Source organism: Burkholderia sp. AU44665 (assembly GCF_030504405.1).
GTDB classification, from domain to species: domain Bacteria; phylum Pseudomonadota; class Gammaproteobacteria; order Burkholderiales; family Burkholderiaceae; genus Burkholderia; species Burkholderia semiarida.
This window is the reverse complement of record NZ_JAUJRI010000002.1, coordinates 50,255-74,392: the sequence shown is the minus strand read 5'-3', so window position 1 is coordinate 74,392 and position 24,138 is coordinate 50,255. Positions and strand designations below refer to the sequence as shown.

19 protein-coding genes are annotated in these 24,138 nt (G+C 68.1%); 7 read left to right on the top strand and 12 right to left on the bottom strand.

Features of this window, described 5'->3' with window-relative positions:
• The first annotated feature begins 118 nt into the window (after positions 1–118).
• A complete protein-coding gene (locus QZM15_RS05320; RefSeq protein WP_059573953.1) occupies positions 119–667 on the top strand; it encodes a peroxiredoxin in 549 nt (182 codons plus the stop codon).
• An 85-nt stretch (positions 668–752) separates the two neighbouring features.
• Here QZM15_RS05320 and QZM15_RS05315 read toward each other — a convergent pair whose 3' ends face one another.
• Positions 753–1,382 (bottom strand): SDR family oxidoreductase, encoded by a 630-nt coding sequence (locus tag QZM15_RS05315; RefSeq protein ID WP_099316228.1) that lies wholly within the window; start codon positions 1,380–1,382, stop codon positions 753–755.
• Positions 1,383–1,681: 299 nt separating this feature from the next.
• Between QZM15_RS05315 and QZM15_RS05310 the strand changes: the two genes are divergently transcribed.
• Positions 1,682–3,172 (top strand): NYN domain-containing protein, encoded by a 1,491-nt coding sequence (locus QZM15_RS05310; protein WP_302106017.1) that lies wholly within the window; start codon positions 1,682–1,684, stop codon positions 3,170–3,172.
• Between the two features lie 145 nt (positions 3,173–3,317).
• On the opposite strand, the gene QZM15_RS05305 is transcribed toward QZM15_RS05310, so the two are convergent.
• The 8 genes from QZM15_RS05305 to QZM15_RS05270 form a co-directional block, all read right to left on the bottom strand.
• Complete coding sequence (locus QZM15_RS05305) at positions 3,318–3,701, bottom strand: VOC family protein (RefSeq protein WP_124859438.1); 384 nt, start codon at positions 3,699–3,701, stop codon at positions 3,318–3,320.
• A gap of 155 nt (positions 3,702–3,856) precedes the next feature.
• Entirely contained in the window at positions 3,857–7,165 is a 3,309-nt protein-coding gene (locus QZM15_RS05300; RefSeq protein ID WP_059644051.1) for an efflux RND transporter permease subunit, read from the bottom strand.
• A gap of 3 nt (positions 7,166–7,168) precedes the next feature.
• Complete coding sequence (locus QZM15_RS05295; protein WP_302106016.1) at positions 7,169–10,282, bottom strand: MdtB/MuxB family multidrug efflux RND transporter permease subunit; 3,114 nt, start codon at positions 10,280–10,282, stop codon at positions 7,169–7,171.
• A 15-nt stretch (positions 10,283–10,297) separates the two neighbouring features.
• A complete protein-coding gene (locus QZM15_RS05290; RefSeq protein WP_302106015.1) occupies positions 10,298–11,668 on the bottom strand; it encodes an MdtA/MuxA family multidrug efflux RND transporter periplasmic adaptor subunit in 1,371 nt (456 codons plus the stop codon).
• Positions 11,669–11,922: 254 nt separating this feature from the next.
• Positions 11,923–12,747: an IclR family transcriptional regulator gene (locus QZM15_RS05285; RefSeq protein WP_059573946.1), complete on the bottom strand. Its 825-nt coding sequence runs from the start codon at positions 12,745–12,747 to the stop codon at positions 11,923–11,925.
• Positions 12,748–13,408: 661 nt separating this feature from the next.
• Entirely contained in the window at positions 13,409–15,367 is a 1,959-nt protein-coding gene (locus tag QZM15_RS05280) for a PhoX family phosphatase (protein ID WP_060313376.1), read from the bottom strand.
• Between the two features lie 190 nt (positions 15,368–15,557).
• The gene (locus tag QZM15_RS05275; RefSeq protein ID WP_060313379.1) at positions 15,558–16,751 is read right to left on the bottom strand and encodes an ammonium transporter; all 1,194 of its coding nucleotides are present in this window, start codon (positions 16,749–16,751) and stop codon (positions 15,558–15,560) included.
• Positions 16,752–17,005: 254 nt separating this feature from the next.
• Positions 17,006–17,341 (bottom strand): hypothetical protein, encoded by a 336-nt coding sequence (locus QZM15_RS05270; protein WP_060313383.1) that lies wholly within the window; start codon positions 17,339–17,341, stop codon positions 17,006–17,008.
• Between the two features lie 197 nt (positions 17,342–17,538).
• Between QZM15_RS05270 and QZM15_RS05265 the strand changes: the two genes are divergently transcribed.
• The 4 genes from QZM15_RS05265 (at position 17,539) to QZM15_RS05250 (ending at position 19,996) form a co-directional block, all read left to right on the top strand.
• On the top strand, positions 17,539–17,967 hold the full coding sequence (locus QZM15_RS05265) for a hypothetical protein (protein ID WP_059573942.1): 429 nt from the start codon (positions 17,539–17,541) through the stop codon (positions 17,965–17,967).
• 90 nt (positions 17,968–18,057) lie between these two features.
• Positions 18,058–18,513: an Rrf2 family transcriptional regulator gene (locus QZM15_RS05260; protein WP_059644068.1), complete on the top strand. Its 456-nt coding sequence runs from the start codon at positions 18,058–18,060 to the stop codon at positions 18,511–18,513.
• A gap of 132 nt (positions 18,514–18,645) precedes the next feature.
• The gene (locus QZM15_RS05255; protein WP_059644071.1) at positions 18,646–19,287 is read left to right on the top strand and encodes an NAD(P)-dependent oxidoreductase; all 642 of its coding nucleotides are present in this window, start codon (positions 18,646–18,648) and stop codon (positions 19,285–19,287) included.
• Between the two features lie 238 nt (positions 19,288–19,525).
• A complete protein-coding gene (locus tag QZM15_RS05250; RefSeq protein WP_059573939.1) occupies positions 19,526–19,996 on the top strand; it encodes an Lrp/AsnC family transcriptional regulator in 471 nt (156 codons plus the stop codon).
• Between the two features lie 30 nt (positions 19,997–20,026).
• Here the strand turns inward: QZM15_RS05250 and QZM15_RS05245 are convergent, their stop codons facing one another.
• Genes QZM15_RS05245 through QZM15_RS05235 form a run of 3 tightly spaced genes read right to left on the bottom strand, consistent with a single transcriptional unit; the run spans position 20,027 to position 23,532 of the window.
• Positions 20,027–20,800 carry an ABC transporter ATP-binding protein gene (locus tag QZM15_RS05245; RefSeq protein WP_104012334.1) on the bottom strand — a complete coding sequence of 258 codons (774 nt, stop codon included), beginning with the start codon at positions 20,798–20,800 and terminating at the stop codon, positions 20,027–20,029.
• Between the two features lie 4 nt (positions 20,801–20,804).
• Positions 20,805–22,439: an iron ABC transporter permease gene (locus QZM15_RS05240; RefSeq protein ID WP_302106176.1), complete on the bottom strand. Its 1,635-nt coding sequence runs from the start codon at positions 22,437–22,439 to the stop codon at positions 20,805–20,807.
• A 49-nt stretch (positions 22,440–22,488) separates the two neighbouring features.
• The gene (locus tag QZM15_RS05235) at positions 22,489–23,532 is read right to left on the bottom strand and encodes a Fe(3+) ABC transporter substrate-binding protein (RefSeq protein ID WP_060011463.1); all 1,044 of its coding nucleotides are present in this window, start codon (positions 23,530–23,532) and stop codon (positions 22,489–22,491) included.
• A gap of 243 nt (positions 23,533–23,775) precedes the next feature.
• Between QZM15_RS05235 and QZM15_RS05230 the strand changes: the two genes are divergently transcribed.
• On the top strand, positions 23,776–23,937 hold the full coding sequence (locus tag QZM15_RS05230; RefSeq protein ID WP_006476417.1) for a hypothetical protein: 162 nt from the start codon (positions 23,776–23,778) through the stop codon (positions 23,935–23,937).
• The last annotated feature ends 201 nt before the right edge of the window (positions 23,938–24,138 follow it).

Here is a 24,138-nt window from a genome sequence, read left to right as displayed (position 1 = left end):
TTTAACGGGCCGGCCACGCGCGGCGCAGCCGCGGGTCCGGATCATCGATGCGGTGTTCGGCAGGCGAACGCCCACGTGGCCTACATCGAGGCTGACTTTATAAGAAATGAGGACGCAGATGAAGAGAAAACTGTTGCTGGGCGCCATGGCGGCGCTGGTGGCCGGCCATGCGCTGCTGGCGCAGGCGCAACTGAAGCCGGGCGCCGCGGCGCCCGATTTCACGACGCAGGCGTCGCTGGGCGGCAAGACGTATACGTACTCGCTCGCGGACGCGCTGAAGCAGGGGCCGGTCGTGCTGTATTTCTATCCGGCGGCGTTCACGAAGGGCTGCACGATCGAGGCGCATGCGTTCGCGGACGCGGTCGACCGTTACAAGGCTTACGGCGCGACGGTGATCGGCGTGTCGGCCGACAACATCGACACGCTGACGAAGTTCTCGGTGAGCGAATGCCGCAGCAAGTTCCCGGTAGCGGCCGACCCGGACGCGAAGATCATCCGCGAGTACGACGCGAAGCTGCCTGCGCTCGACCGGGCGAACCGCGTGTCCTACGTGATTTCGCCGGAAGGGAAGGTTCTCTACGAATACACGAGCCTGTCGCCCGACAAGCACGTCGAGAACACGCTCGCCGCCGTGAAGGCGTGGGCCGACGCGCATCCGAAGCAGTAGGCGGCTGCCCGCGCGCGTGAAAACGGCCCGTCGTGCGGGCCGCGGGCACGGGAACGCCCGGCCTGTGCGTGGCCGCCCGTTGCCGTTACGCGCGCAGCGCCTGCTCGATCGGCACGCCGCCGCCGACGAAGCCGACGATCTTGCGCGAGATGCCGAGCTTGATCGCCTCGATCGCGGCCCATGCAACGTCCTGGCGCGACACGGGCGGCGCGGGATCGAGCCACGTGTCGGTCAGCGCGATCTTGCCGACGCCCGGATCGTCCGTGAGCGGGCCCGGGCGCAGGATCACGTAATCGACGCCCGACGCGATCACGCGGTCGTCGCCTTCGCGCTTCATCTGCGAATAGTGGCGCAGCGCGTCGGGCCCGTGCTCCGGCCGGTATGCGGACAACGAACTGACGACCACGAGCTTCTGCACGTTGAACGCGAGCGCGTAGTCGGCCGCGCGGGCGACCGCGTCGCGGTCGATCTGCTCCTCTTCGGCCGCGCCCTCGGATTCGGCGGAGCCGGCCGCGTAGATCACGTGCGTGATGCCCTGGAAGGCGTGCGAGAAATCGTTCGTCAGATCGGCCTCGACGACCCGTGCGCCCGCCAGCGCATAGCCGTGCCGGCGCACGAGCGCCGTGACCTCGAACTCCGGCTGCTTGAGCAGCAGATCCGCGCAGGCCTGGCCCGTTCGTCCGGTCGCGCCAATCAGCAGTACCTTCGTCGTCATGAAACCGCTCCTTGCTCGATGCGTCATCCGTGCAGATAGGGACGGACGACCGATAACTCAAGTGTAATGTCGAATCGGCCCGGCGGTGGGGGCGTAATAAGGGGCGTACCGGCGCGGGCGTACTGGCTGCGGGCGTACCGGCTGCGGGCGTACCGGCTGCGGGCGTACCGGCACGACGCATGCCGGCGTGCATTCATTCGCCCGGATGCGGGAATGACGCGCCGACCGGCTATCATGTGCGCGATGCATTTTTCGCCGCTACGCGTGAATAACGCGTCGGCCCACCGGTTGGAGTACACATGGCATTACCCTTGGACAACGTCAGCATGGCCGTGTTCTGCGACTTCGAGAACGTCGCGCTCGGCGTGCGCGACGCGAAGTACGAGAAATTCGACATCAAGCCCGTGCTGGAGCGCCTGCTGCTGAAAGGCAGCATCGTCGTGAAGAAGGCCTATTGCGACTGGGATCGCTACAAGGGCTTCAAGGCGTCGATGCACGAGGCGAGCTTCGAGCTGATCGAGATTCCGCACGTGCGCCAGTCGGGCAAGAATTCGGCCGACATCCGGCTCGTCGTGGACGCGCTCGACCTCTGCTACACGAAGTCGCACGTCGATACGTTCGTGATCATCAGCGGCGATTCGGATTTTTCCCCGCTCGTGTCGAAGCTGCGCGAAAACGCGAAGAAGGTGATCGGCGTCGGCGTGAAGAAATCGACGTCGGACCTGCTGGTCGCGAACTGCGACGAATTCATCTTCTACGACGATCTGGTGCGCGAGCAGCAGCGTGCGCTCGCGAAGCGCGAACAGCAGCAGCGCGCGGGCAACGGCGGCGCGAAGCGGCCCGACGAGCCGTCGCGCAAGCACGACATGGAGGCGCGCAAGGCCGAGGCGATCGCGCTGGCGGTCGAGACGTTCGACGCGCTCGCGTCGGAGCGCGACGACGTCGGCAAGATCTGGGCGTCGGTGCTCAAGAGCGCGATCAAGCGCCGCAAGCCGGATTTCAACGAGTCGTACTACGGGTTCCGTGCGTTCGGCAACCTGCTCGACGAGGCGCAGGCGCGCGGCCTGCTCGAAGTGGGGCGCGACGACAAGTCGGGCGCGTTCGTGTCGCGGGCCCGCCAGTCGGCCGTGGAGCACGCCGTGGCGGCCGAACACGCAGCGGCCCAGCACGGCCGGCGCCCGGCGGAGCCGGTGCAGGCCGAGCGCGAGCCGCGCCATCACCGCGGACGCGGGCGGCACGGCGAGCCGGTTGGCGAGCCGTTCGGCGAGCCATTCGGCACGCCGTTCGTGCAGGAGAACGAGTCGGTCGAGACGGCGGTCGAATTCACCGAAGCGGACGAAGCCGATGTGACCGTCGGTGAAGCCGCGGCCGCGCACGGCGAACCGGCGGGCGGGCACGATGATGCGAAGACCGCACGCAAGCGTGCTCGCAAGACCCCCGCGAAGAAGGCCGGTACGAAGAAGGGCGGCGACGGCAAGAACGCCGGCCGGCAGGCGGCGGTGCAGGAAGGCGACGCCCCGCGGGACGACGCGAAGCACGGCGGCGGCAAGCATGCCGAAGCGATGCATCGCGACGGGCAACATGACGACGGGCGAGCCGCCGGCGCGGCGCCGGCACGCGGTGAAACCGGCGGCGATGCTGTCGGGGAGCCCGCGCACGATGCTCCCGTACACGCCGAACCGGTCGCGGCGGTCGCCGACGCGCCGGCCCCGGCCAAGCCGAAGAAGCCGGCCCGCAAGGCGGCGCCGCGCGCGCGGCGGCCGCGCAAGACGGCCGAGGCTGCCGAGTAAGGGCCTGCCTGATGAAGCGCCATCCGTCGCGCCGCCGCGAAGTGCGGGCCGGATGGGGTGCAGGCAGAGGCCGCGCGTTTTGCATGAAGCAGCGCGGTTGCGAGGCCCGCCGCCCCGTGGCCGGCGCGATGCCGGCCTTCTTCCACTAACCGTTCACCGCATACGGTCGCGTCATCACTTCGAGAAAGTGGCCGTCCGGATCGTCGAAGTACACGCCGCGTCCGCCGTTGTGGCGGTAGATGTCGTCGGCTTGCCGCTTCGCCGGATCGGCCCAGTGCGGCAACCCGCGTTCGCGGATGCGCGCGAGCACGCGATCGAAGCCGGCTTCGTCGATCAGGAACGCGTAATGCTGCGACCGGATCTCCCCCGCCTGTTCGTAAAAATCGAGCGACACGCCGTTGTCGAGCGCGACGACCAGCATCGCGCCGAACGGCGTCGGCGGCGGCAATTCCAGCAACTCGGTGAGGAAGCGGCTCGACGCATGCTTGTCGCGGCACCAGACGATCGTATGGTTGAGCTGGACGTTCATGGCGAGATTCCGGGACGGGAACGAGGTGGGCATGGATACACGATAGCCGATCGCGGCCGGCAAACAAGTCCGGCCACCACGTCCGGCCACCAAGTCCTGCAATCAAACCCGGCAATCAAGCGCAAAAGACGGCCGCCCGAGGGCGGCCGCTTTCGTCACTCGCCGGCGACGGCCGGCCCGCCGCTGTTGCCGCGGCGATTGCGCCGCTTTTCGGCCCACACGCGCAGCCGATCCATGTACAGGTAGACGACCGGCGTCGTATAGAGCGTCAGCACTTGCGACATGATCAGGCCGCCGGCGATCGCGATCCCGAGCGGCGCGCGCAGCTCGGCGCCGTCGCCGCTGCCGAACGCGAGCGGCAGCGCGCCGAGCAGCGCCGCCATCGTCGTCATCATGATCGGGCGGAAGCGCAGCAGGCACGCCTCGTGGATCGCGTCGAACGACGACTTCCCGTTGTTGCGCGTCTGGTCGATCGCGAAGTCGACCATCATGATCGCGTTCTTCTTCACGATGCCGATCAGCAGGATCACGCCGATCAGCGCGATGATGCTGAACTCGGTCTTGAACAGCAGCAGCGCGAGCAACGCGCCGACGCCGGCCGACGGCAGCGTCGACAGGATCGTGATCGGGTGGATGTAGCTCTCGTACAGGATCCCGAGCACGATGTAGACGGCCAGCAGCGCGGCGAGGATCAGGATCGGCTGATCGTTCATCGACTGCTGGAACGCCTGCGCGGTGCCCTGGAAGCTGCCGACGATCGTCGGCGGCACGCCGACCTCCGCCATCGTCTGATAGATGATCTGCGTCGCCTGCGACAGCGACACGCCGGGCGGCAGGTTGAACGAGATCGTCGTCGCGACGAACAGCCCCTGGTGGTTGACCGACAGCGGCGTCGTGCTCGGCCCGAACGTCGCGATCGCCGACAGCGGGATCATCGTCGATTTCGACGTCGACACCGACGCGCCCGACGACGCGCTCGACTTGCCGCTCGCCGCGATCGCGTTGAGCGCCTGGTTGCGCGCGGAATCGGACGCGATCGCCGCGGCGCTCTGCGCGGCCGTGCCGGCGCTCGACGTGCCGGCCGAGGTCGCGACGAAGGTGCCGGCGGCCGCGTTGGTGGTCTGCGAGCCGTTCGCGCTGCCGCCCGACGTGCTGATCCACACCTGGTTCAGCATCTCCGGGCTCTGCCAGTACTTCGGCGCGACCTCCATCACGACGTGGTACTGGTTCAGCGGGTTGTAGATCGTCGAGACCTGGCGCTGGCCGAACGCGTCGTACAGCGTGTTGTCGATCTGCGCGGGCTTGATGCCGAACCGCGCGGCCGTCGCGCGGTCGATCGTCACCATCGCCTCGAGGCCGCCTTGTTGCTGGTCGGAGTTCACGTCGGTCAGCTCGGGGCGCTTCTGCAGCGCCTCGGTCAGGATCGGCCCCCACTTGTACAGGTCGGCGCTCGAATCGCCGAGCAGCGTGAACTGGTACTGCGCGTTGCTCTGCCGGCCGCCGACGCGGATGTCCTGCGCCGCCTGCAGGAACGTGCGCGCGCCCGCGACGTCCGCCAGCCGCGGGCGCAACTGCTGGATCACCTGGTCGGCCGACAGCTTGCGCTCGGTGCGGTCCTTGAGCGTGACGAACATGAAGCCCGAGTTGGTCTGCGTGCCGCCGGTGAAGCCCGCGACGCTCTTCACGTTCGGGTTGCCCTGCACGATCCGCATCATCTCGGAGAACTTCAGTTTCATCGCCTGGAACGACGTCGACTGGTCGGCCTGGATGCCGCCGATCATCAGCCCGGTGTCCTGCTGCGGGAAGAAGCCCTTCGGCACGACGACGTACAGGTAGACGTTCAGCCCGATCGTCGCGAACAGCGTCAGCAGAATCAACAGCGGCCGGCGCAGCGCCCACGACAGCGAGCGCTCGTAGCCGCGCTGCATGCGCGTGAAACCGCGTTCGAGGAAGCGCCCGAAGCGGCCCTCGCGTTGCGGGTTGTGTCGGTCGGGCAGCAGGCGCGCGCACATCATCGGCGTGAGCGTGAGCGACACCGCGAGCGACACGGCGATCGCGAGCGACAGCGTCAGCGCGAACTCGCGGAACAGGCGCCCGACGATCCCGCCCATCAGCAGGATCGGCAGGAACACCGCGACGAGCGAGATGCTCATCGACAGCACCGTGAAGCCGACTTCGCGCGCGCCGTCGAATGCCGCCTGCATCCGCGACTTGCCGTTCTCGATGTGCCGCGAGATGTTCTCGAGCACGACGATCGCATCGTCGACGACGAAGCCGGTCGCGACGATCAGCGCCATCAGCGACAGGTTGTCGATCGAGAAGCCGAGCAGGTACATCGCGCCGAACGTGCCGACGATCGAGATCGGCACGGCGACGCTCGGGATCAGCGTCGCGCGCCAGTTGCGCAGGAACAGGAACACGACCATCACGACGAGGCTGATCGCGATCAGCAGCGTGTGCTCGGTGTCCCTCAGCGACGCGCGGATGGTGGTCGAGCGGTCGAGCACCGGCGTGACCGTGATGTCGGCGGGCAGCGACGCGGTGAGCTGCGGCAGCGCCGCGCGCACGCGGTCGATCGTCTCGATGATGTTCGCACCGGGCGAGCGGTAGAGGATCACGAGCACCGCGCGCTTGCCGTTCGACAATCCGAGGTTGCGCAGGTCCTCGACCGAATCGACGACGTCGGACAGGTCGGACAGCCGCACGGCCGAGCCGTTGCGGTAGGCGACCACGAGATCGCGGTACTGCGACGCCTGGGACGCCTGGTCGTTCGTGTAGAGCTGGAAGCGCTGCGGGCCGAACTCGATCGCGCCCTTCGGCGCGTTGGCGTTCGCGGAGGCCAGCGCCGCGCGCACGTCCTCGAGGCCGATCCCGTAGTGGAACAGCGATTGCGGTTCGAGCTCGACGCGCACGGCCGGGTTCGCGGAGCCGCTCACGGAGACCTGGCCGATCCCGTCGATCTGCGACAGCGACTGCTGCAGCACCGTCGACGCGGCGTCGTACACCTTCGCCGGCGACGCCGTCTCCGACGTCAGCGACACGACCATGATCGGCGAATCGGCCGGGTTGACCTTGCGGTAGGTCGGATTGCTCTTCAGCGCGGCCGGCAGGTCGGCGCGCGCCGCGTTGATCGCGGCCTGCACGTCGCGCGCGGCGCCGTCGATGTCGCGGTTCAGGCCGAACTGCAGGATGATCCGCGCATTGCCGACCGTGCTCGTCGACGTCATTTCGGAGACGTCCGCGATCGAGCCGAGGTGCCGCTCCAGCGGGCTCGTCACGCTGGTCGCGACCGTTTCCGGGCTCGCGCCCGGCAGCGACGCCTGCACCGAGATCGTCGGGAAGTCGACCTGCGGTAGCGGCGACACCGGCAGCTTGATGAACGCGAACAGGCCCGCGAGCGCGACGCCGAGCGCGAGCAGCGTCGTCGCGACGGGGCGGGTGATGAAGGGACGCGACAGGTTCATCGCTTACACGTCCGTGCGCGTGCCGGCGTCGGGGCCGTGCCGCTCGAACCAGCCGCGCATGCGGCGCGCGAGCGAGTCGAAGCCGAGGTAGATCACGGGCGTCGTGAACAGCGTCAGCACCTGCGACACGATCAGGCCGCCGGCGATCGCGATCCCGAGCGGCTGGCGCAGCTCGGAGCCCGCGCCGGAGCCGACGATCAGCGGCACCGCGCCGAGCAGCGCGGCGAGCGTCGTCATCAGGATCGGCCGGAAGCGCAGCAGGCACGCCTGGTAGATCGCTTCGCGCGGCGGCTTGCCTTCGACGCGTTCGGCCTCGAGCGCGAAGTCGATCATCATGATCGCGTTCTTCTTGACGATGCCGATCAGCAGCACGATGCCGATGATCCCGATGATGTCGAGGTCGTGCCCGGTGATCATCAGCGCGAGCAGCGCGCCGACGCCGGCCGACGGCAGCGTCGACAGGATCGTGATCGGGTGGATGTAGCTCTCGTACAGCACGCCGAGCACGATGTACATCGTGACGACCGCCGCGAGGATCAGGAACAGCTGGTTCGACAGCGACGCCTGGAACGCGAGCGCCGCGCCCTGGAAGCGCGTCTGGAACGAGCCGGGCAGGTCGATGTCCTTCTCGGCGGCCCCGATCGCCTTGACCGCTTCGCCGAGCGACGCGCCCGGCGCGAGGTTGAACGAGATCGTCGTCGACGGGAACTGCGACAGGTGCGCGACCAGCAGCGGCGACGGCCGCTCGTGAAACGACGCGATCGACGACAGCGGCACCTGGCCGCCGCCGGCCGACGGCAGGTAGATGTCGTTCAGCGATTGCGCGTAGTGCTGCTCTTTCGGCTCCGACTCGAGAATCACGCGGTACTGGTTCGACTGCGTGAAGATCGTCGACACGATGCGCTGGCCGAACGCGTCGTACAGCGCGTTGTCGACGGTCGCCGGCGTGATGCCGAAGCGCGCGGCGCTCGCGCGGTCGATCTCGATGTACACCGACTGGCCGTTGCTCTGCAGGTCGGTCGCGACGTCGGCGAGCGACGGCTCCTGCTGCAGCCGCGCGACGAGTTTCGGCACCCAGGTCGCGAATTCTTCCGAATTCGGGCTCGTCAGCATGAACTGGTATTGCGTCGGGCTGACCGTCGAGTCGATCGTCAGGTCCTGCACCGGCTGCATGAACAGCGAAATGCCGGTGACGTTCGCGACGCGCCGCTGCAGGCCGCGAATGATCTGCGCGGCCGTTTCGCCGCGTTCGTCGCGCGCCTTCAGGTTGATCAGCATCCGCCCGCTGTTCAGCGTGATGTTGCTGCCGTCGACGCCGATGAACGACGTGAGGCTGGCGACGTTCGGGTCCTTCAGGATCTCGGCCGCGAGCGCCTGCTGGCGTTCGGCCATCGCGCCGTACGAGATCGACTGCGGCGCCTGCGTGATCGCCTGGATCACGCCGGTGTCCTGCGCGGGGAAGAAGCCCTTCGGCACGAACACATAGAGCAGCGCGGTCAGCCCGAGCGTCAGCAGCGCGACGACGAGCGTCGAGCGCTGGCGGTTCAGCACCCATTCGAGCGCGACCGCGTAGCGCGCGATCACCCAGTCGATCGCGCGGTGCACGCGTGCCTCGAAGCGATGGCTCTCGGGCGGCGGCGAATGGCGCAGCAGCTTCGCGCACAGCATCGGCACGAGCGTGAGCGACACGATCGCCGAGATCACGATCGTCACCGCGAGCGTGATCGCGAATTCGTGGAAGAGGCGCCCGACCACGTCGCCCATGAACAGCAGCGGGATCAGCACCGCGATCAGCGAGACCGTCAGCGAGATGATCGTGAAGCCGATCTGGCGCGAGCCCTTCAGCGCGGCCTCGAGCCCCGATTCGCCTTCCTCGACGTAGCGCGCGATGTTCTCGATCATCACGATCGCGTCGTCGACGACGAAGCCGGTCGCGATCGTGAGCGCCATCAGCGACAGGTTGTTCAACGAGAAGCCGGCCATGTACATCACCGCGAGCGTGCCGATCAGCGACAGCGGCACCGACAGGCTCGGGATGATCGTCGCGTAGACGTTCGCGAGGAACAGGTACATCACCAGCACGACGAGCGCGACCGCGAGCAGCAGCTCGAACTGCACGTCGCGCACGGCCGCGCGGATCATCGTCGTGCGATCGGTGACGATCTCGACGTCGAGCGCGGCCGGCAGCGTTTCCTGCAGCTTCGGCAACTGCGCCTTGATCGCGTCGACCGTCTGGATCACGTTCGCGCCCGGCTGGCGCTGCACGTTCAGGATGATCGCCGGGTCCGCATTCACCCACGCGCCGAGCTTGGTGTTTTCCGAGCCGGCGACGACCGTCGCGACGTCGGTCAGCATCACCGGGCGGCCGTTCTTGTACGCGACGACCGCGCTGTTGTACTGGTCGGCGCTCGTCAGCTGGTCGTTCGCGTTGATCGTGTACGCGCGCGTCGGGCCGTCGAAGTTGCCCTTCGGCGTGTTGACGTTCAGGTTCGAGATCGTCGTGCGCAGGTCGTCGAGATTCATCCCGTACTGCGCGAGCGCGGTCGGGTTCGCCTGGATCCGCACGGCCGGCCGGTTGCCGCCCGACAGGCTCACGAGGCCGACGCCGGCGATCTGCGAGATCTTCATCGCGAGGCGCGTGTCGGCGAGGTCCTGCACCTGCGTGAGCGGCAGCGTCTTCGACTTGACGGCGAGCGTGAGCACCGGCGCATCGGCCGGGTTCACCTTCGCGTAGATCGGCGGGGCAGGGAGGTCGGACGGCAGCAGATTGCCGGCCGCGTTGATCGCGGCCTGCACTTCCTGTTCGGCGATGTCGAGCGGCAGGTCGAGCGAGAACTGCAGCGTGATCACCGACGCGCCGGCCGAGCTTTGCGACGACATCTGGTTCAGCGACGGCATCTGCCCGAACTGGCGTTCGAGCGGCGCGGTGACCGACGACGTCATCACTTCCGGGCTCGCGCCCGGGTAGAAGGTCTGGACCTGGATCGTCGGGTAGTCGACCTCGGGCAGCGCGGCGAGCGGCAGGAAGCGCAGCGCCACGAGGCCGGCCAGCATGATCGCCGCCATCAGGAGGGCGGTGCCGACCGGCCGGAGAATGAAGAGGCGGGATGGATTCATCGAGCGGCCCGCGCGTTACTGGGCCGCGGGGGCCGCTGCCTGCGACGCGCCGTGCTTGTGTCCGCCGCGATGGCCGGCTGCACCGGACGCAGCCGATGCGCCCGACGCCGCGCCGGCGCCGCGCGCGCCCGACGCGCCTTTCGGCTTGTCGGCCGGAATCGAGATCTTCGAGCCTTCGCGCAGGCGGTCCGAGCCGTCGGTCACCACGCGTTCGCCGAGCGCCACGCCGCTGACGATGCTCGTGCGTTCGCCGTCGACCGGGCCGACCGTGACCTTGCGCACCGTCACCGTGTTGTCGGGTTTCACGACGTAGACGAACTGGCCGATCGAGCCCGTCAGCACGGCGGAGGTCGGCACGATGATCGCGTTGCGCAGCACGTCGACGAGCAGCCGCGTGTTCACGAACTGATTCGGGAACAGCATGCCTTCCTTGTTGTCGAAATTCGCGCGCAGCTTGACCGTACCGGTGCTCGTGTCGATCTGGTTGTCGAGCGTCGCGAGCGAGCCCGTCTCGAGCGGCACCGTGTTGTTGCGGTTGTAGGCGGTGACCGACAGCTTCCGGCCCGCGTTCATCTGCTTGAGGATCTGCGGCAGGTTGTCTTCCGACGTCGTGAAGATCACGCTCATCGGCTGCAATTGCGTGATCACGACGATGCCGTTGGTGTCCCCCGGCGTCACGTAGTTGCCGGGGTCGACCTGGCGCAGGCCGACGCGGCCCGAGACCGGCGCCGTGATGCGCGCATACGTCAGGTTGAGTTTCGCGGAATCGATCGCGGCCTGGTCGGTCTTCACCGCGCCTTCGTACTGCTTGACGAGCGACGCCTGCGTATCGACGGTTTGCGACGCGATCGAATCCTGCGACAGCAGCGTCTGGTAGCGCTTCAGGTCGAGGCGGGCCGTCGCGAGCAGCGCCGCGTCGCGCGCATGCGTGCCTTCGGCGTTCTCGAGCGCGACCTGATACGGGCGCGGGTCGATCTGCGCGAGCACGTCGCCTTTCTTGACGATCTGGCCTTCCTGGAACGACACCGATTGCAGGTAGCCCGACAGTTGCGTCTTGACCGTCACGTTCGCGAGCGGCGTGACGGTGCCGAGCGCGGACAGCACGATCGGCATCTCGCCCTGCGTCGCGGTGGCGACCTGCACCGGCTGCGGAACGTTCGCCATCGCGGCGGGGCCGCCGCGGCCGCGATGGCCGCCCACGGCGCTGGCGCCCATGCCTTTCGCCGTGCTGCCTGCCGCCGGCGTGCGGTTCCACGGGTGCCACCACAGCAGGCCGCCGATGACGACGGCCGCGACCGTGCCGATCAGCAACGTGCGGCGCGGGCGCCGGGCGGCGGCGGGCGCGGGGTCTTTCGAAGGGGGCGTGGGCTTTTGTTCGTTATCCATCGTGTTCTGTCAGGAAGACGGCGCGGCGGGCCGGAAATCGGACTGCTCGGCTGCGCGTGGGCGTGCGGAAGACGCGACGGGGCGGCCCGGCTCGGTCCGGGGCCCCGCCGATCCGCACGGGAAAGAGCGGTGCGCACCGCGAGTGCGGCGCGACGATGGGCATGATCCTACGTGCCGTCCCCGTTACAGTCCAGCGGTCTATCTTTCAACGGGTTACGGTCGTTACAGAACGCGACACGGCGATGACGAAACGATTACACGCCGACGCGCCGGGCCGGCGCGCCGCCGATCTCGCGCGTGATTTTCGCGATGCATTCCTGCAGCGCGGGCACGACGTGTTCCCGCAGCCATTCGGGAGGACACTGGTGCGACGCGCCGCCGCAATTCACCGAATAGCGCTGACCCGACGGGCCGACGAAACCGGCCGCGACCGCGTTCAGCCCCTCGCGCCATTCGCCGATCGCGATCGCATGGCCGTCGCGCATCGCTTCGTCAAGCGCGGGCGTCAGGCGGGCGGACACGTGTGGCCAGTCGTCGCCGGCGGTGGTGCGCAGCGACTCGAGCAGCAGGCGGCGCTCGTCGTCCTCGAGCGCGGCCAGATACGCGCGGCCCACGGCCGTGCGCGCGATGTCCATCCGCGAGCCGATCTCGAGGCGCGTGACGAGCACGGCCGAGCGCGGGCGGATCACGTCGATCGCGACCATGTCGAGCCGGTCGCGCACCGCGAGGTGCACGGACAGCGACGTGCGTTCGGCCAGTTCGATCATGAACGGCCGCGAACGCGCGCGGATGTCGAAGTTGCGCAGGAAGCCGTGGCTCAGTTCGAGCACCGACGCGGTGAGCACGAAGCGCTCGCTGTCGGGCAACTGAAACAGGAAGCCGGCGCTGACGAGCGTCGCGGTGATGCGCGAGACGGTCGGCTTCGGGATGCCGGTCAATTCGGTCAGCTCGCGGTTGCTGACGGGCGCGTCGGCAGCCGCGATGCGGCGCAGCACGGCGAGGCCGCGGGCGAGGGCGGTGATCTCGTCGGGCGACGATTCACGGTCCCGCGACGCGGGAGAGGTTACAGGTGTCGACACGAGGGATTCTCTCTAATTCCGAAACTCGATTTCAATTTTGTTGGTATTGTAGGACTATTGTCAAAGGATGCATGTTCCGCGGGAGAACCGGTCATTGGATGAGATTTTACGGGTTCACCCTTGGTTTATTAGGAAAACGCTCAAATGAGCGTTGCCGGAAAGTGCATGAGCCGGTGCAAATACCGCTTGACTTGTCGGGCGGAAACGGAAAGAATGTCTCACGTTTTCGAAACATCGTTTCAAGAGTTTAACCGGCAACGATGTTTCGCGCAGTCTCTCAGGTTCTAGCACGGCCCTCGGAATGGCTAGAACTTTTTTAGCGCCACGGTCTCCGTGGCGCTTTTTTTTGCCTGTCTTTCCGACCGTCCGCCCGGACGCGTCAGGCCCGTATTATCCTCCGATCGCCGCAAACGCCTGTCCACGGCCGCATCGCGCCCGCCTGCACGCGCGATGCGCGCCGCGCTCGCTTCACGCAAAAAAAAGCGCGATGCCCGCAGTGGGCATCGCGCATGAAACGGCGTGGAGCGCCGACGAATGAACGGTGATCGAAGAAAGAACGCCCGGTCCGGGAGGCCGGGTCAGGGACGCCCGGTTAGGGACGCCCGGTCAGGGACGCCCGGTCAGGGCGCCCTGCAACGCGCAACGTCCCCGCGCGCGACGGTCAGCCCTTCGCGAGCTTGATGCTGGTCTGCTCGGCCGTCAGGTAACCGACGCTGGCGCCGAAGCGGTCCTTGTAGTTCGCGCGCACGAGCGGGTCGAGCGTCGGCTTGACCTTGTCGTGCAGCGGCGATTCCCAGTCGCCGGCGTGCTGGAAGTTGCTCATGATGTAGGTCCAGCCGTTGATCTCGTCGACCGCGTGCAGGCCCGTCGATTCGGCGCCGGCCGGGCACGACAGCACGCGCGCGAGCGATTTCGTGTCGACGTTGTAGGCCCACAGGAAGTTGTTCACGTGCATGCCCGAGTCTTCACCGATGAACAGCGTGCGCAGCTTTTCGGAAAACTTCAGGTTGTCCGGATTCGCGATCTTGTCCGGGTTCGCGAGGTTGCCGAGCGCGTCGGCCGCGGCGAGATCCTCGCCGACGAGCGCGGCCGGCGCGCCCATGTCGACCGGCACCCATTCGCTGTCGATCGCGCCGCCCGTCGTGTCGCGCTGGCCCGCCTTCAGGTTCAGCGCGTAGACGGCGCCCGCGGCGATCTTCTTGTCGAGCGCGACGTCGCGCGACACCGCGTTGCCCTTGACCATCGACGTCTCGATCCGCGACATCGCCGTGTAGACGATCTTGTCCTTCGCGTTCACGGTCGTGCCTTCGAGCTTCGTGAACGCCATGCTGCCGCCGAGCAGCGCCGCGTAGCGGTGCGTCTCGAGGAACGCGGCCGCCTTTTCCATCCCCGGCTTCACGCGCATCCAGTTGAACTTGCCGCCGAAGTGGATCTTCGTGTAGCTCGCATCGTTCGGGTCGACGGTCACCAGGTCCATGATGTCCGACGCCTTCAGCGTGTTCGCGAGCGCTTCGATCTCGCTGCTGGTCGCGTGGCCGATCCTGATCCACGTGAGCGTCGCGGTGCCGGCGCCGGCCGACGACGTCTGCGTCCACTTCGCGACGTACAGCGTGCCGGCCGACAGGTCGGCCGCCTTGTCGGCGACGAACATGAACAGGCCGCCGTTGGTCGCGTCGTCGCCCATCATCACGGTGCGCTGGTCCGGCATCACCTGGATCAGCTCGTGCGAGATGCGGCCGAGGCAGTAGTGCTTCTTCACGGTGCCCGTGCCGTCCGGATTCACGGTGATCTCGGGCAGGTGACCGTAGTGATAGGGGTTCGCCTTCGTCTCGTCGCCGAACGTGTTCTTGCTGAACGCCTTGAACTGCGCGTCGGTCGCGGCCTTCGTCGCGTCCGGCTCGTATTCCTCGCTCGACAGGTGCGTGCCCCACGGCGACAGGCTCGCGCCGCACGTGATCCACAGGCCGTGTGCGCTCGACGTGTCGACGTTGTGATACTTCACGAGCTTCAGCGCGCCGGTGGCCGGGTCCTGGTCGAGCGTGAGCACGGCGATCGGCGACGGCAGCTGGCCGTACTGCGACGCGCTCGCCTGGTCGCGCGTCGTGTATTCGAACTGCACGACTGCGAACACCGTGTTGCCCTTCACGCCGGGCACGTTCGCGTTCTTCAGCGTCAGCAGCGAGCTGCCGTCCGGGCAGTCGGAATAGAACTGGCGCTCCTTGCCGGCCACCGAGCGGTCGATGATCGGCTGGTTGTTGATGTCGTAGTAGCCGCCCGCGAGCGTCGTGCCGCCCTTGCCGTCCGGCACCATGTCGCCCGTCACGAAGAACGGCTTGTACGCGAGCTTGAAGTTGCGCGACGAGCCGTCCGAGAACGACACCGACAGCGTCGAGCCGACCGTCGTCGTCGCCATCGCGGCCGCGTTGTCGAGCGTCGGCGCGGCCATCGCCGAGAAGGCCGCCGACGTATAGGCGGCGGCGACCGGCGTTGACGCGGGATCGTCGTCGCCGCCGCAACCCGTCAGCAGGGCCGGCAGCGCGAGGCCGGAAAGGGGAAGCATCGGCGCGCCGGCGAGGATCTTCAGGGCCTGACGACGGGAAGCATTGGGCAACGCGGGCATGTGGAGTCCAGTTTCGGTTGTTGGAAACATGGCCTTCGCGATGCAGGCGTACGGCAAGCAACGCGAAGGCAAATTGAAAACTGGACGGAAGTGTAGGGACGCTAGATGAAAGTTTTTTGAATCGAGAACGTAATGATGTGTCGGGCGTCCGTCAGGTGAACGGACGGACGCCGGTCGCAAGCGTTTGCGCTCAGTCGCGCTCGGGCGTGGCCGAGATGCGGTGGATCGACAGGTCGGCGCCGTCGAATTCCGCTTCGCGATCGAGACGCAGGCCGACGGTCGCCTTCAGCGCGCCGTAGACGAGCGTGCCGCCCGCGGTCGCGATCGCGATGCCGCCGAGCGTGCCGACGAGCTGCGACAGGAACGACACGCCGCCGAGCCCGCCGAGCGCGGGCAGCCCGAACACGCCGGCCGCGAGGCCGCCGAGCGCGCCGCACATCCCGTGCAGCGGCCAGACGCCGAGCACGTCGTCGATGCGCCAGCGGTTCTGCACGCAGGTGAACATCGCGACGAACAGCGCACCGGCCGCGGCGCCCGTGACCAGCGCGCCGATCGGGTGCATCACGTCGGAGCCCGCGCAGACCGCGACAAGGCCCGCGAGCGGCCCGTTGTACGTGAAGCCCGGGTCGTTGCGGCCGGCCACCCACGCCGCGAGCGTGCCGCCGACCATCGCCATCAGCGAGTTCACCGCGACGAGGCCGCTGATCTTGTCGAGCGTCTGCGCGCTCATCACGTTGAAGCCGAACCAGCCGACCGCGAGCACCCATGCGCCGAGCGCGAGGAACGGGATGTTCGACGGCGGGTGCGCGGCGATCCGCCCGTCCTTCGCATAGCGGCCGTGGCGCGCGCCGAGCAGCAGCACGGCCGGCAGCGCGACCCAGCCGCCGAACGCATGCACGACGACCGAGCCCGCGAAGTCGTGGAACGGCGCACCGAACGCGTGCGCGAGCCAGGCCTGCACGCCGAAGCGCTCGTTCCACGCGATCCCTTCGAAGAACGGATAGATGAAGCCGACGATGATCAGCGTCGCGACGAGCTGCGGATTGAACTTCGCGCGCTCCGCGATGCCGCCGGACACGATCGCCGGGATCGCCGCGGCGAACGTCAGCAGGAAGAAGAAGCGCACGAGCGCGTAGCCGTTGTGCTGCGACAGCGAACCGATGTCGTCGAAGAATTCGACGCCGTACGCGATCGTGTAGCCGACGAGGAAATACGCGAGCGTCGACACCGAGAAGTCGACCAGGATCTTCACGAGCGCGTTGACCTGGTTCTTCTTGCGGACCGTGCCGAGTTCGAGAAAGGCGAAGCCCGCGTGCATCGCGAGCACCATGACGGCGCCGATCAACAGGAACAGTGTGTCGACGCCGGATTTCAGACCATCCATGCCGTGGCTTCCTTGCGCAAAAAACGGGCGAGGAATGCAAGTATCGAGCCAAGCTGGTGAATGACTGCGTGAAATTGGTGCCCGGGTACCGTGCGATGCGGCATGCCGGTGAATCGTGCACGGGATCGGGGCGTGGCCGCCGGTCGCCGATCGCTTCGCCGGATGCGCGTTTATGGTGCGATCGTGACGAAATTGGTGCGTATGCCGAATGAAGCGGTGCGCGGCGTGCGCCGCTCACGCACCGATCTGGCGCGTCAGTGGCGCGCGAACAGCGCGGGCGGCCGGCGCAGCCGCAGCGCGCACGCGGACCAGTAGAGGGCGACGGCCGACAGCCCGATCGCGGCGACCGCGAGCGCCGCGAAGCCCGCGAGCGACTGGCCGTCGCCATCGGCGCCGAGAATGCCTCGCGCGACGATCAGCGCGGCCGTCCAGAAACCGATCACGGCCTGGGTGAGCAGGCGCGCGGACGCGATGCGGCGCGGACGCCCCGATTCGGCGAGACGGCGCGCCGACGGCGCGCGCAGGCAGAGGAACAGAGTGGCGGCGAGCAGCGCGGCCAGGACGATGAACCAATCGATGAGGAAAGCCATGACGAAGAAAAAGGGGGCACGTACGAAGTGAATTGAGGCGTGCCCACTTTAGAGGCGTGGCGCGTTCGATTGAATCAGACGAATCCGAAATTGAAAGGCATTTTTAACAACGGGTCGTCATTGGGCCTGTTCCACAGGCGGTATCATCGACACCGGTCCAACCACGAGGTCGCGCCACGTGCGGCCGGAGATTGCTGATGAACATGAAGACATCGCGGGCGCGTCGCGTGCCCGGGTCCGTGCTGGCGGCCGTGGCCGCCGGTGCGCTGCTGTTGCTCGCGGGCTGCGAGAAGTCCGGTACGTCGACCGCGCAACCCGATACGGCCGCGAGCGCGGCCGCCGATGCCGCCAACAACGCGGCCAAGGCGCTCGACCAGGTGGCGAGCACCGTCAATCAACAGATCAACGCGGCGAAGGCCGGCATCGCGTCCGCGGCGTCGGCCGTGCCGCCGTTGTCCGCGAGCGGCCTCGCGTCGGCTGCGCAGGCGCAGATCGACGCGGCGGCGTCCGCGGTCGTCGCGCATGCGGCTTCCGAAGCGGGCGCGAAGATCGCCGAAGCCGGCAAGAAACTCCAGCAGTGGAGCCAGCAGAGCGCCGCCGGGGCGAAACCCGCGAGCGGCGAATGACGCGGGCTTGCACGATCCGCAAAATGTAATTATCATGGTTACACATGTCGCCGGTTGCGGGTCGGGCCGGCGTCGCCGAGTGAGTCAGGAATGAATACCAGCAGCCGGTTCGCGTTTGCCGTTCACGTGCTTGCCTTGCTGTCGATGCAGGAAGGCGTGCCGTTGTCGTCCGACGTCATCGCGGGCAGCGTGAATACGAATCCGGCGCTGATTCGCCGGCTGCTGTCGATGCTGGCGGCAGCAGGGCTGACCACGTCGCAACTCGGCGCGGGCGGCGGCGCGCTGCTGGCGCGCGAGCCCGGCGAGATCACGCTGCTTGACGTGTATCGCGCGGTCGACGATGCGCAACTGTTCGCGCTGCACCGCGAGGCACCGAATCCTGCGTGTCTCGTCGGGCGGCACATCCAGGGCGCGCTGACCGGCTATATCGGCGACGCGCAGCGCGCGATGGAAGCGTCGCTCGCCACGCGCACGCTGGTCGATGTGACGACCGACATGCTGGATCGGGAGCAGCGCACGCAGCGGGCGGCGCACGCCGGCGGGTGACCGCGGGCAGGCAGGGCAGGAAGCCGGACGGCGCGTACGCGCGGCGGTCGGCGCAACGGGGGCTTCGCCCCGTTTTTTTCGATCTTATATGTAATTAACTATGTTACATATTTTCTTTTCTGGAGAATCGACATGACGCAACGTTCTTTGAATATCGCGCTGTTCGGCGCCACCGGCATGATCGGCTCGCGCATCGCGGCGGAAGCCGTGCGGCGCGGCCACCGCGTCACCGCGCTGTCGCGCCATCCGGGCGCATCCGGCGACGGCATCACCGCGAAGGCGGCCGACCTGTTCGACGCGGCCAGCATCGCGGCCGCGCTGCCGGGGCATGACGTCGTCGCAAGCGCGTACGGCCCGAAGCAGGAAGATGCGGCGCAGGTCGTCGCGGTCGCGAAGGCGCTGGTCGCCGGCACGCGTCAGGCCGGTTTGAAGCGGCTCGTCGTGGTGGGCGGCGCCGGTTCGCTCGAAGTCGCGCCGGGCAAGCAGCTCGTCGATACCGAAGGTTTCCCCGAAGCGTACAAGGCGGTCGCGCTCGCGCATCGCGACGCGCTCGACTACCTGAAGACGGTCGCGGATCTCGACTGGACGTTCTTCGCGCCGGCCGCGCTGATCGCGCCGGGCGAGCGCACGGGCACGTTCCGCACGGGCGTCGGCAAGCTGATCGTCGACGCGCAAGGCAACAGCAAGATCTCGGCGGAAGACTACGCGGTCGCGTTCGTCGATGCGCTCGAGCAGGACAGCTTCGTGCGCGAGATCGCGACGGTCGCGTATTGAGCGGCGCGACGGCCGGCGGCGACGTGTGAGCGCCGGCCCGCGCGCGGCAGGCAAGCCGCGACGCGCGGCGATGTCAGGCGACGCCACGCTTCGCGGGTGGCGTCGCCTGTTTCGTTTGGCGCGGTGAGTGCGTGACGGGTCGGTATTTACACCGGTCGACGCGCCCGGACACTTTTCATATTGTTCCCCGTTGGGCAGGATGAATAGAATAAATTTCTATCGACGAGGGAATGGAGAAATGGACGCCATCGATCGCAAGCTGCTGGAGCTGCTGCAGACGGATGCCACGCTGCCGATCGCGGAGCTGGCCCAGCGCGTGAACCTGTCGCAGACGCCGTGCTGGAAGCGCGTGCAGCGGCTGAAGGAAACCGGCGCGATTCGTGCGCAGGTCGCGCTGTGCGATGCGCGCAAGCTCGGCGTGGGCACGACCGTGTTCGTCGCGATCCGCACGAACCAGCACACCGAGGAATGGGCGCAGCGCTTCACGCAGGCGGTGCGCGACATGCCGGAAGTGGTCGAGGTCTACCGGATGAGCGGCGAGACCGATTACCTGCTGCGCGTCGTGGTGGCCGGCATCGACGACTACGACCGCGTCTACAAGCAACTGATTCGCACGGTGCCGCTGTTCGACGTTAGCTCGTCGTTCGCGATGGAGCAGATCAAGTATTCGACCGCGCTGCCCGTGCGCGATCTGGCCGAGCCCGCCTGACGGGCGCGCCGCCGCGCCGGCGGCGCCGCTTCATCGGCCGCGCGCCAGCGCGCGTGCGCGTTCGTCGGCCAGCGCGTCGCGGCGCACGAAATCCGCGACGAACGGGCTGGCCGGATGATGGTGCAGCGCATACGGCGTATCCCATTGCGCAAGGTGGCCGTCCTTCATCACGCCGATCCGGTCGGCGATCGCGAACGCTTCCGCCTGGTTGTGCGTGACGAGGATCGCGGTATGACCCGTGTGCTTCAGGATGTCGCGCAGCTCGAACGCGAGCCGCTCGCGCGTATCGACGTCGAGATTCGAGAACGGCTCGTCGAGCAGCAGCAGTTCCGGCGACGGCGCGAGCGCGCGCGCGAGGGCGACGCGCTGCTGCTGGCCGCCCGACAGTTCGTGCGGATAGGCGTCGCCGGAATCGGCGAGGCCGACGAGGTCGAGCATCTCCGCGACGCGCAGGCGCCGTTCGGCCTTCGGCATGCGCCGCAGGCCGAACGCGACGTTGTCGGCCGCGCTCAGGTGCGGGAACAGCGCGTAATCCTGGAACATCATGCCGATGCGTCGCCGCTCGGGCGGCACGTCGAGCGACGGCGCCGCGACGGGCGTGCCGTCCAGCACGATGCGTCCCATGCGCACGGGCTCGAAGCCGGCGATCGCGCGCAGCACGGTGGTCTTGCCGCAGCCGGACGCGCCGAGCAGGCAGCCGATGTCGCCGCGCGGCAGCGCGAGGCTCAGGCCGTCGACCACGGTGCGGCGGCCTTGCGGCGTGTCGTAGGCGACGCAGAGGTCGTCGAGTTCGAGCAGATTCACGGTGTCAGGCTCCGATCTTGTGGCGGGTGCGGGCGAGCAGGATCACGGGCACGAGCCCGGCCAGCACGATCGCGAGCGCGGCGACCGCGCCTTCTTCATAGGTGCCGCGCACGGCTTCCGCATACAGCCAGGTCGCGAGCGTGTCGAAGTTCAGCGGGCGCAGCAGCAGCGTGGCCGGCAATTCCTTCATCGCGTCGACGAACACCAGCAGCGCGCTCGTCGTGAGCGCGGGCCGCAGCAGCGGCAGGTGGACGCGGCGCAGCGTGCCGCCCGCCGTCTCGCCGAGCGAGCGCGCGGCCTGTTCGAGGGACGGCGGAATGCGTGCGAGGCCGGCCTCGATGCCGCCGGCCGGGATCGCGAGGAAACGCACGGTATAGGCGATCACGAGCGCGGTCGCCGAGCCCATCAGCAGCAGCGCGTCGCGGCCGAGCGCCGCGCCGAACAGGCGGTCGGCCGCCGCGAACGGCATCAGCAGGCCGATCGCGAGCACGGTGCCCGGCACCGCGTAGCCGAGGCTCGCGATCCGCGCGCACAGGCGGGCAGGGCCTGCCCGGGCGCTGTCGCGCTGCGCGCGGGCGGCCCACGCGACGACGAGCCCGCACGCGAGCGTCGCGGCGGTGGCGGCGGTCGCGATCGTCAGCGTGTTCGCGAGCCCGGTCATCAATTGCGCAGATACGCCGCCGACGAGGTGCAGCCGCTTGGCCGTTTCGACCGCGAGGTACGCGGCCGGCGCGCCGAAGCCGAGCAGGACCGGCAGCCAGCCGAGCCCCGCGGCGGCGAGCGCGGCCGAGCCGGTCAGGCGGCGCGGCGCGATCGGCCGCATGCGCCGGCCGTGCGCGTAGCGCTGGCGGCGGCGTCCGTAGCGTTCCAGCGCGATCATGCCGACGACGATCGCGAGCATCGCCAGCGCGATCTGCGCGGCGCCGGCGAGATCGGAGCGCGTGATCCACGTCGTATAGACGGACACGGTCAGCGTCTGCACGCCGAGAAATTCCGACGCGCCGATATCGTTCAGCGTTTCGAGCAGCGCGAGGCTCACGCCGACCGCGATCGCCGGCCGTGCAAGCGGCACGACGACGCGCCAGAACGTCGCGACGCGGCCGGCGCCGAGCGTGCGCGCGGCTTCGAGCAGGCTCGCGGACTGCGTGACGAACATCGCGCGCGTGCTCAGATAGACGTACGGATACAGCACGAAGCCGAGCACGAAGATCGCGCCGGGCAGCGAGCGCACGTCGGGCAGGCGGAACTGGCGCGGGCTGTCGAAGCCGAGCAGCCAGCGGATCGCGCCTTGCACGGGGCCGATCGGATGCAGCAGGTCGAGATACGCGAACGCGACGATGTAGGTGGGGACCGCGAGCGGCAGCAGCAGCGCCCAGGTCAGGATCCGGCGGCCGGGGAAATCGTACGCGGTGACGAGCCACGCGCAGCCGGTGCCGACGATCGACACGATCGTGCCGACGCCGGCGAGCAGCAGCAGCGTGTTGACGAGCGCCTGCGGCAGTACGAATTCGGCGAGATGCCGCCAGTGCGCGAGATCGGCGTCGAACGCGGCGGCCACGAGCACCGCGAGCGGCGCCGCGACCGCCGCGGCGATCGCCAGCGCCGCGATCAGCCACAGGCGGCCCGCGCGCGGCCACAGGCGCGCACGCGGACCGCGCGGCTCGCGCAACGCGCGGGCAGGCGATGCGTCAGTTGTCAAAGCCGACCTTGTCGACGAGCTGGCTCGCCTGCTTGCGATGCTTCGCGATATCCGCGAGCGGCAGCGGGTCGACCTTCAGCGTGCCGAAGCTCGCGATCACCGGGTCGAGCTTCACGTTCGCGCGCACCGGGTATTCGTAGTTCGCCTGCGCATACAGCGCCTGCGCTTCCGGCGACACCAGGTATTCCAGCAGCTTCACCGCATTGGCCTTGTGCGGCGCATGCTTCGCGACCGTCGCGCCGCTGATGTTCACGTGCGTGCCGCCGCTCTTCGTATTCGCGAACGTCGGACGCACGACCTTGATCGCGTCGCCCCACTTGCGCGCATCGCTGCCGGGTTCCGCATTCTTCATGTGGCCGACGTAGTAGGCGTTCGCGAGGCCGACGTCGCAGATGCCGCCGAGGATGTCGCGTGCGACGTCGCGGTCGCCGCCCGTCGCCTTGCGCGCGAGGTTGGCCTTCACGCCGCGCAGCCACTTTTCGGTCGCGGCTTCGCCGTCATGCGCGATCATCGCCGCGACGAGCGCCGTGTTGTAAGGATGCTGGCCCGACCGGATGCAGACCTTGCCCTTCCATTTCGGATCGGCGAGCTCCTCGTAGCGGAACGCATCGACCTTCAGGTCCTTTTCGACGTACAGCACGCGGTCGCGCAGCGACAGTGCGTACCAGTCGCCGTTCGCGCCGCGCAGGTTCGCGGGAATCGCATCGTCGAGCGCCTTCGAGCGCACCGGCTGCGTGACGCCGCCGTCGACGAGGTCGAGCAGGTTGCCGACGTCGACCGTCATCAGCACGTCGGCCGGCGATTGCGCGCCTTCCGCCTTCACGCGCTCGAGCAGGCCATCCTTCACGAACACCGTGTTGACCTTGACGCCGCTCTGCTTCGTGAACGCGTCGATGAGCGGCTGGATCAGCTTCGGCTCGCGGGTGGTGTACAGGCTCACTTCCTCGGCTGCCTGGGCAAGCGGCGCGAAGGCGGCCGCAGCCAGGACGAGGGCGCCGGCGAGCGGCAGCAGGCGGGTGCGCGGATTCGACATGGAGACTCCGGTGGGGCAGGTGGACGAGGGAGCGTTCCGGGGCGCGCCTGCCGCCCGAGCGACCCGGAACATTACAAAGTGAAAGATTCTGGATTCTAAATCGAAATGGGAATGATTAACAAACGAAAGCTTGCGGAAAGCAGGGGGAAGCCGGGAGCGGAGACCGGCGAACGGGGGCGGCCCGGCGCGGGCGCAAGCGCGTAGAATGCCCGCTTCGAGGAATTTGACGGAGCGGCACCGACCATGAACGATCAGCGCAAGAAGAACCCTGTCCGCAACGTGAGCATCCTGATCGTCGTGGCCGTGCTGCTCGTGATCGGGACGATCCTGTACAACGCGATTTCGCAGAAGCACGCGTACGACGAGGCCCATCCGGCCGAGGCCGCGAGCGCGGCGTCGCACTGACGTGCCGGTGCGCGGCCCGCTCGGGTCGCGCGCGCGGCAGGCGAACGGCGTCGATTCGCGGCTTCCGGCGCGACGGGCGCCGTGCGGAACCGGGACAGCGGAAGGCGCGCCGGAACCGGCGCGCCGTATCGACAGGTCAGCCGTGCGTCAACGTGACGCGGGCCGTGACGCGGGCGCGAATTTCGGGCGGATCCGCGCGTA

What these genes read in the sequence shown, in the direction of transcription:
- QZM15_RS05315 (WP_099316228.1), bottom strand. Translation starts at nt 1,382, where the DNA reads ATGACGACGAAGGTACTGCTGATTGGCGCGACCGGACGAACGGGCCAG.
- QZM15_RS05270 (WP_060313383.1), bottom strand. Translation starts at nt 17,341, where the DNA reads ATGGCTTTCCTCATCGATTGGTTCATCGTCCTGGCCGCGCTGCTCGCC.
- QZM15_RS05320 (WP_059573953.1), top strand. Translation starts at nt 119, where the DNA reads ATGAAGAGAAAACTGTTGCTGGGCGCCATGGCGGCGCTGGTGGCCGGC.
- QZM15_RS05290 (WP_302106015.1), bottom strand. Translation starts at nt 11,668, where the DNA reads ATGGATAACGAACAAAAGCCCACGCCCCCTTCGAAAGACCCCGCGCCC.
- QZM15_RS05300 (WP_059644051.1), bottom strand. Translation starts at nt 7,165, where the DNA reads ATGAACCTGTCGCGTCCCTTCATCACCCGCCCCGTCGCGACGACGCTG.
- QZM15_RS05260 (WP_059644068.1), top strand. Translation starts at nt 18,058, where the DNA reads ATGAATACCAGCAGCCGGTTCGCGTTTGCCGTTCACGTGCTTGCCTTG.
- QZM15_RS05250 (WP_059573939.1), top strand. Translation starts at nt 19,526, where the DNA reads ATGGACGCCATCGATCGCAAGCTGCTGGAGCTGCTGCAGACGGATGCC.
- QZM15_RS05230 (WP_006476417.1), top strand. Translation starts at nt 23,776, where the DNA reads ATGAACGATCAGCGCAAGAAGAACCCTGTCCGCAACGTGAGCATCCTG.
- QZM15_RS05255 (WP_059644071.1), top strand. Translation starts at nt 18,646, where the DNA reads ATGACGCAACGTTCTTTGAATATCGCGCTGTTCGGCGCCACCGGCATG.
- QZM15_RS05280 (WP_060313376.1), bottom strand. Translation starts at nt 15,367, where the DNA reads ATGCCCGCGTTGCCCAATGCTTCCCGTCGTCAGGCCCTGAAGATCCTC.
- QZM15_RS05305 (WP_124859438.1), bottom strand. Translation starts at nt 3,701, where the DNA reads ATGAACGTCCAGCTCAACCATACGATCGTCTGGTGCCGCGACAAGCAT.
- QZM15_RS05265 (WP_059573942.1), top strand. Translation starts at nt 17,539, where the DNA reads ATGAACATGAAGACATCGCGGGCGCGTCGCGTGCCCGGGTCCGTGCTG.
- QZM15_RS05310 (WP_302106017.1), top strand. Translation starts at nt 1,682, where the DNA reads ATGGCATTACCCTTGGACAACGTCAGCATGGCCGTGTTCTGCGACTTC.
- QZM15_RS05295 (WP_302106016.1), bottom strand. Translation starts at nt 10,282, where the DNA reads ATGAATCCATCCCGCCTCTTCATTCTCCGGCCGGTCGGCACCGCCCTC.
- QZM15_RS05275 (WP_060313379.1), bottom strand. Translation starts at nt 16,751, where the DNA reads ATGGATGGTCTGAAATCCGGCGTCGACACACTGTTCCTGTTGATCGGC.
- QZM15_RS05235 (WP_060011463.1), bottom strand. Translation starts at nt 23,532, where the DNA reads ATGTCGAATCCGCGCACCCGCCTGCTGCCGCTCGCCGGCGCCCTCGTC.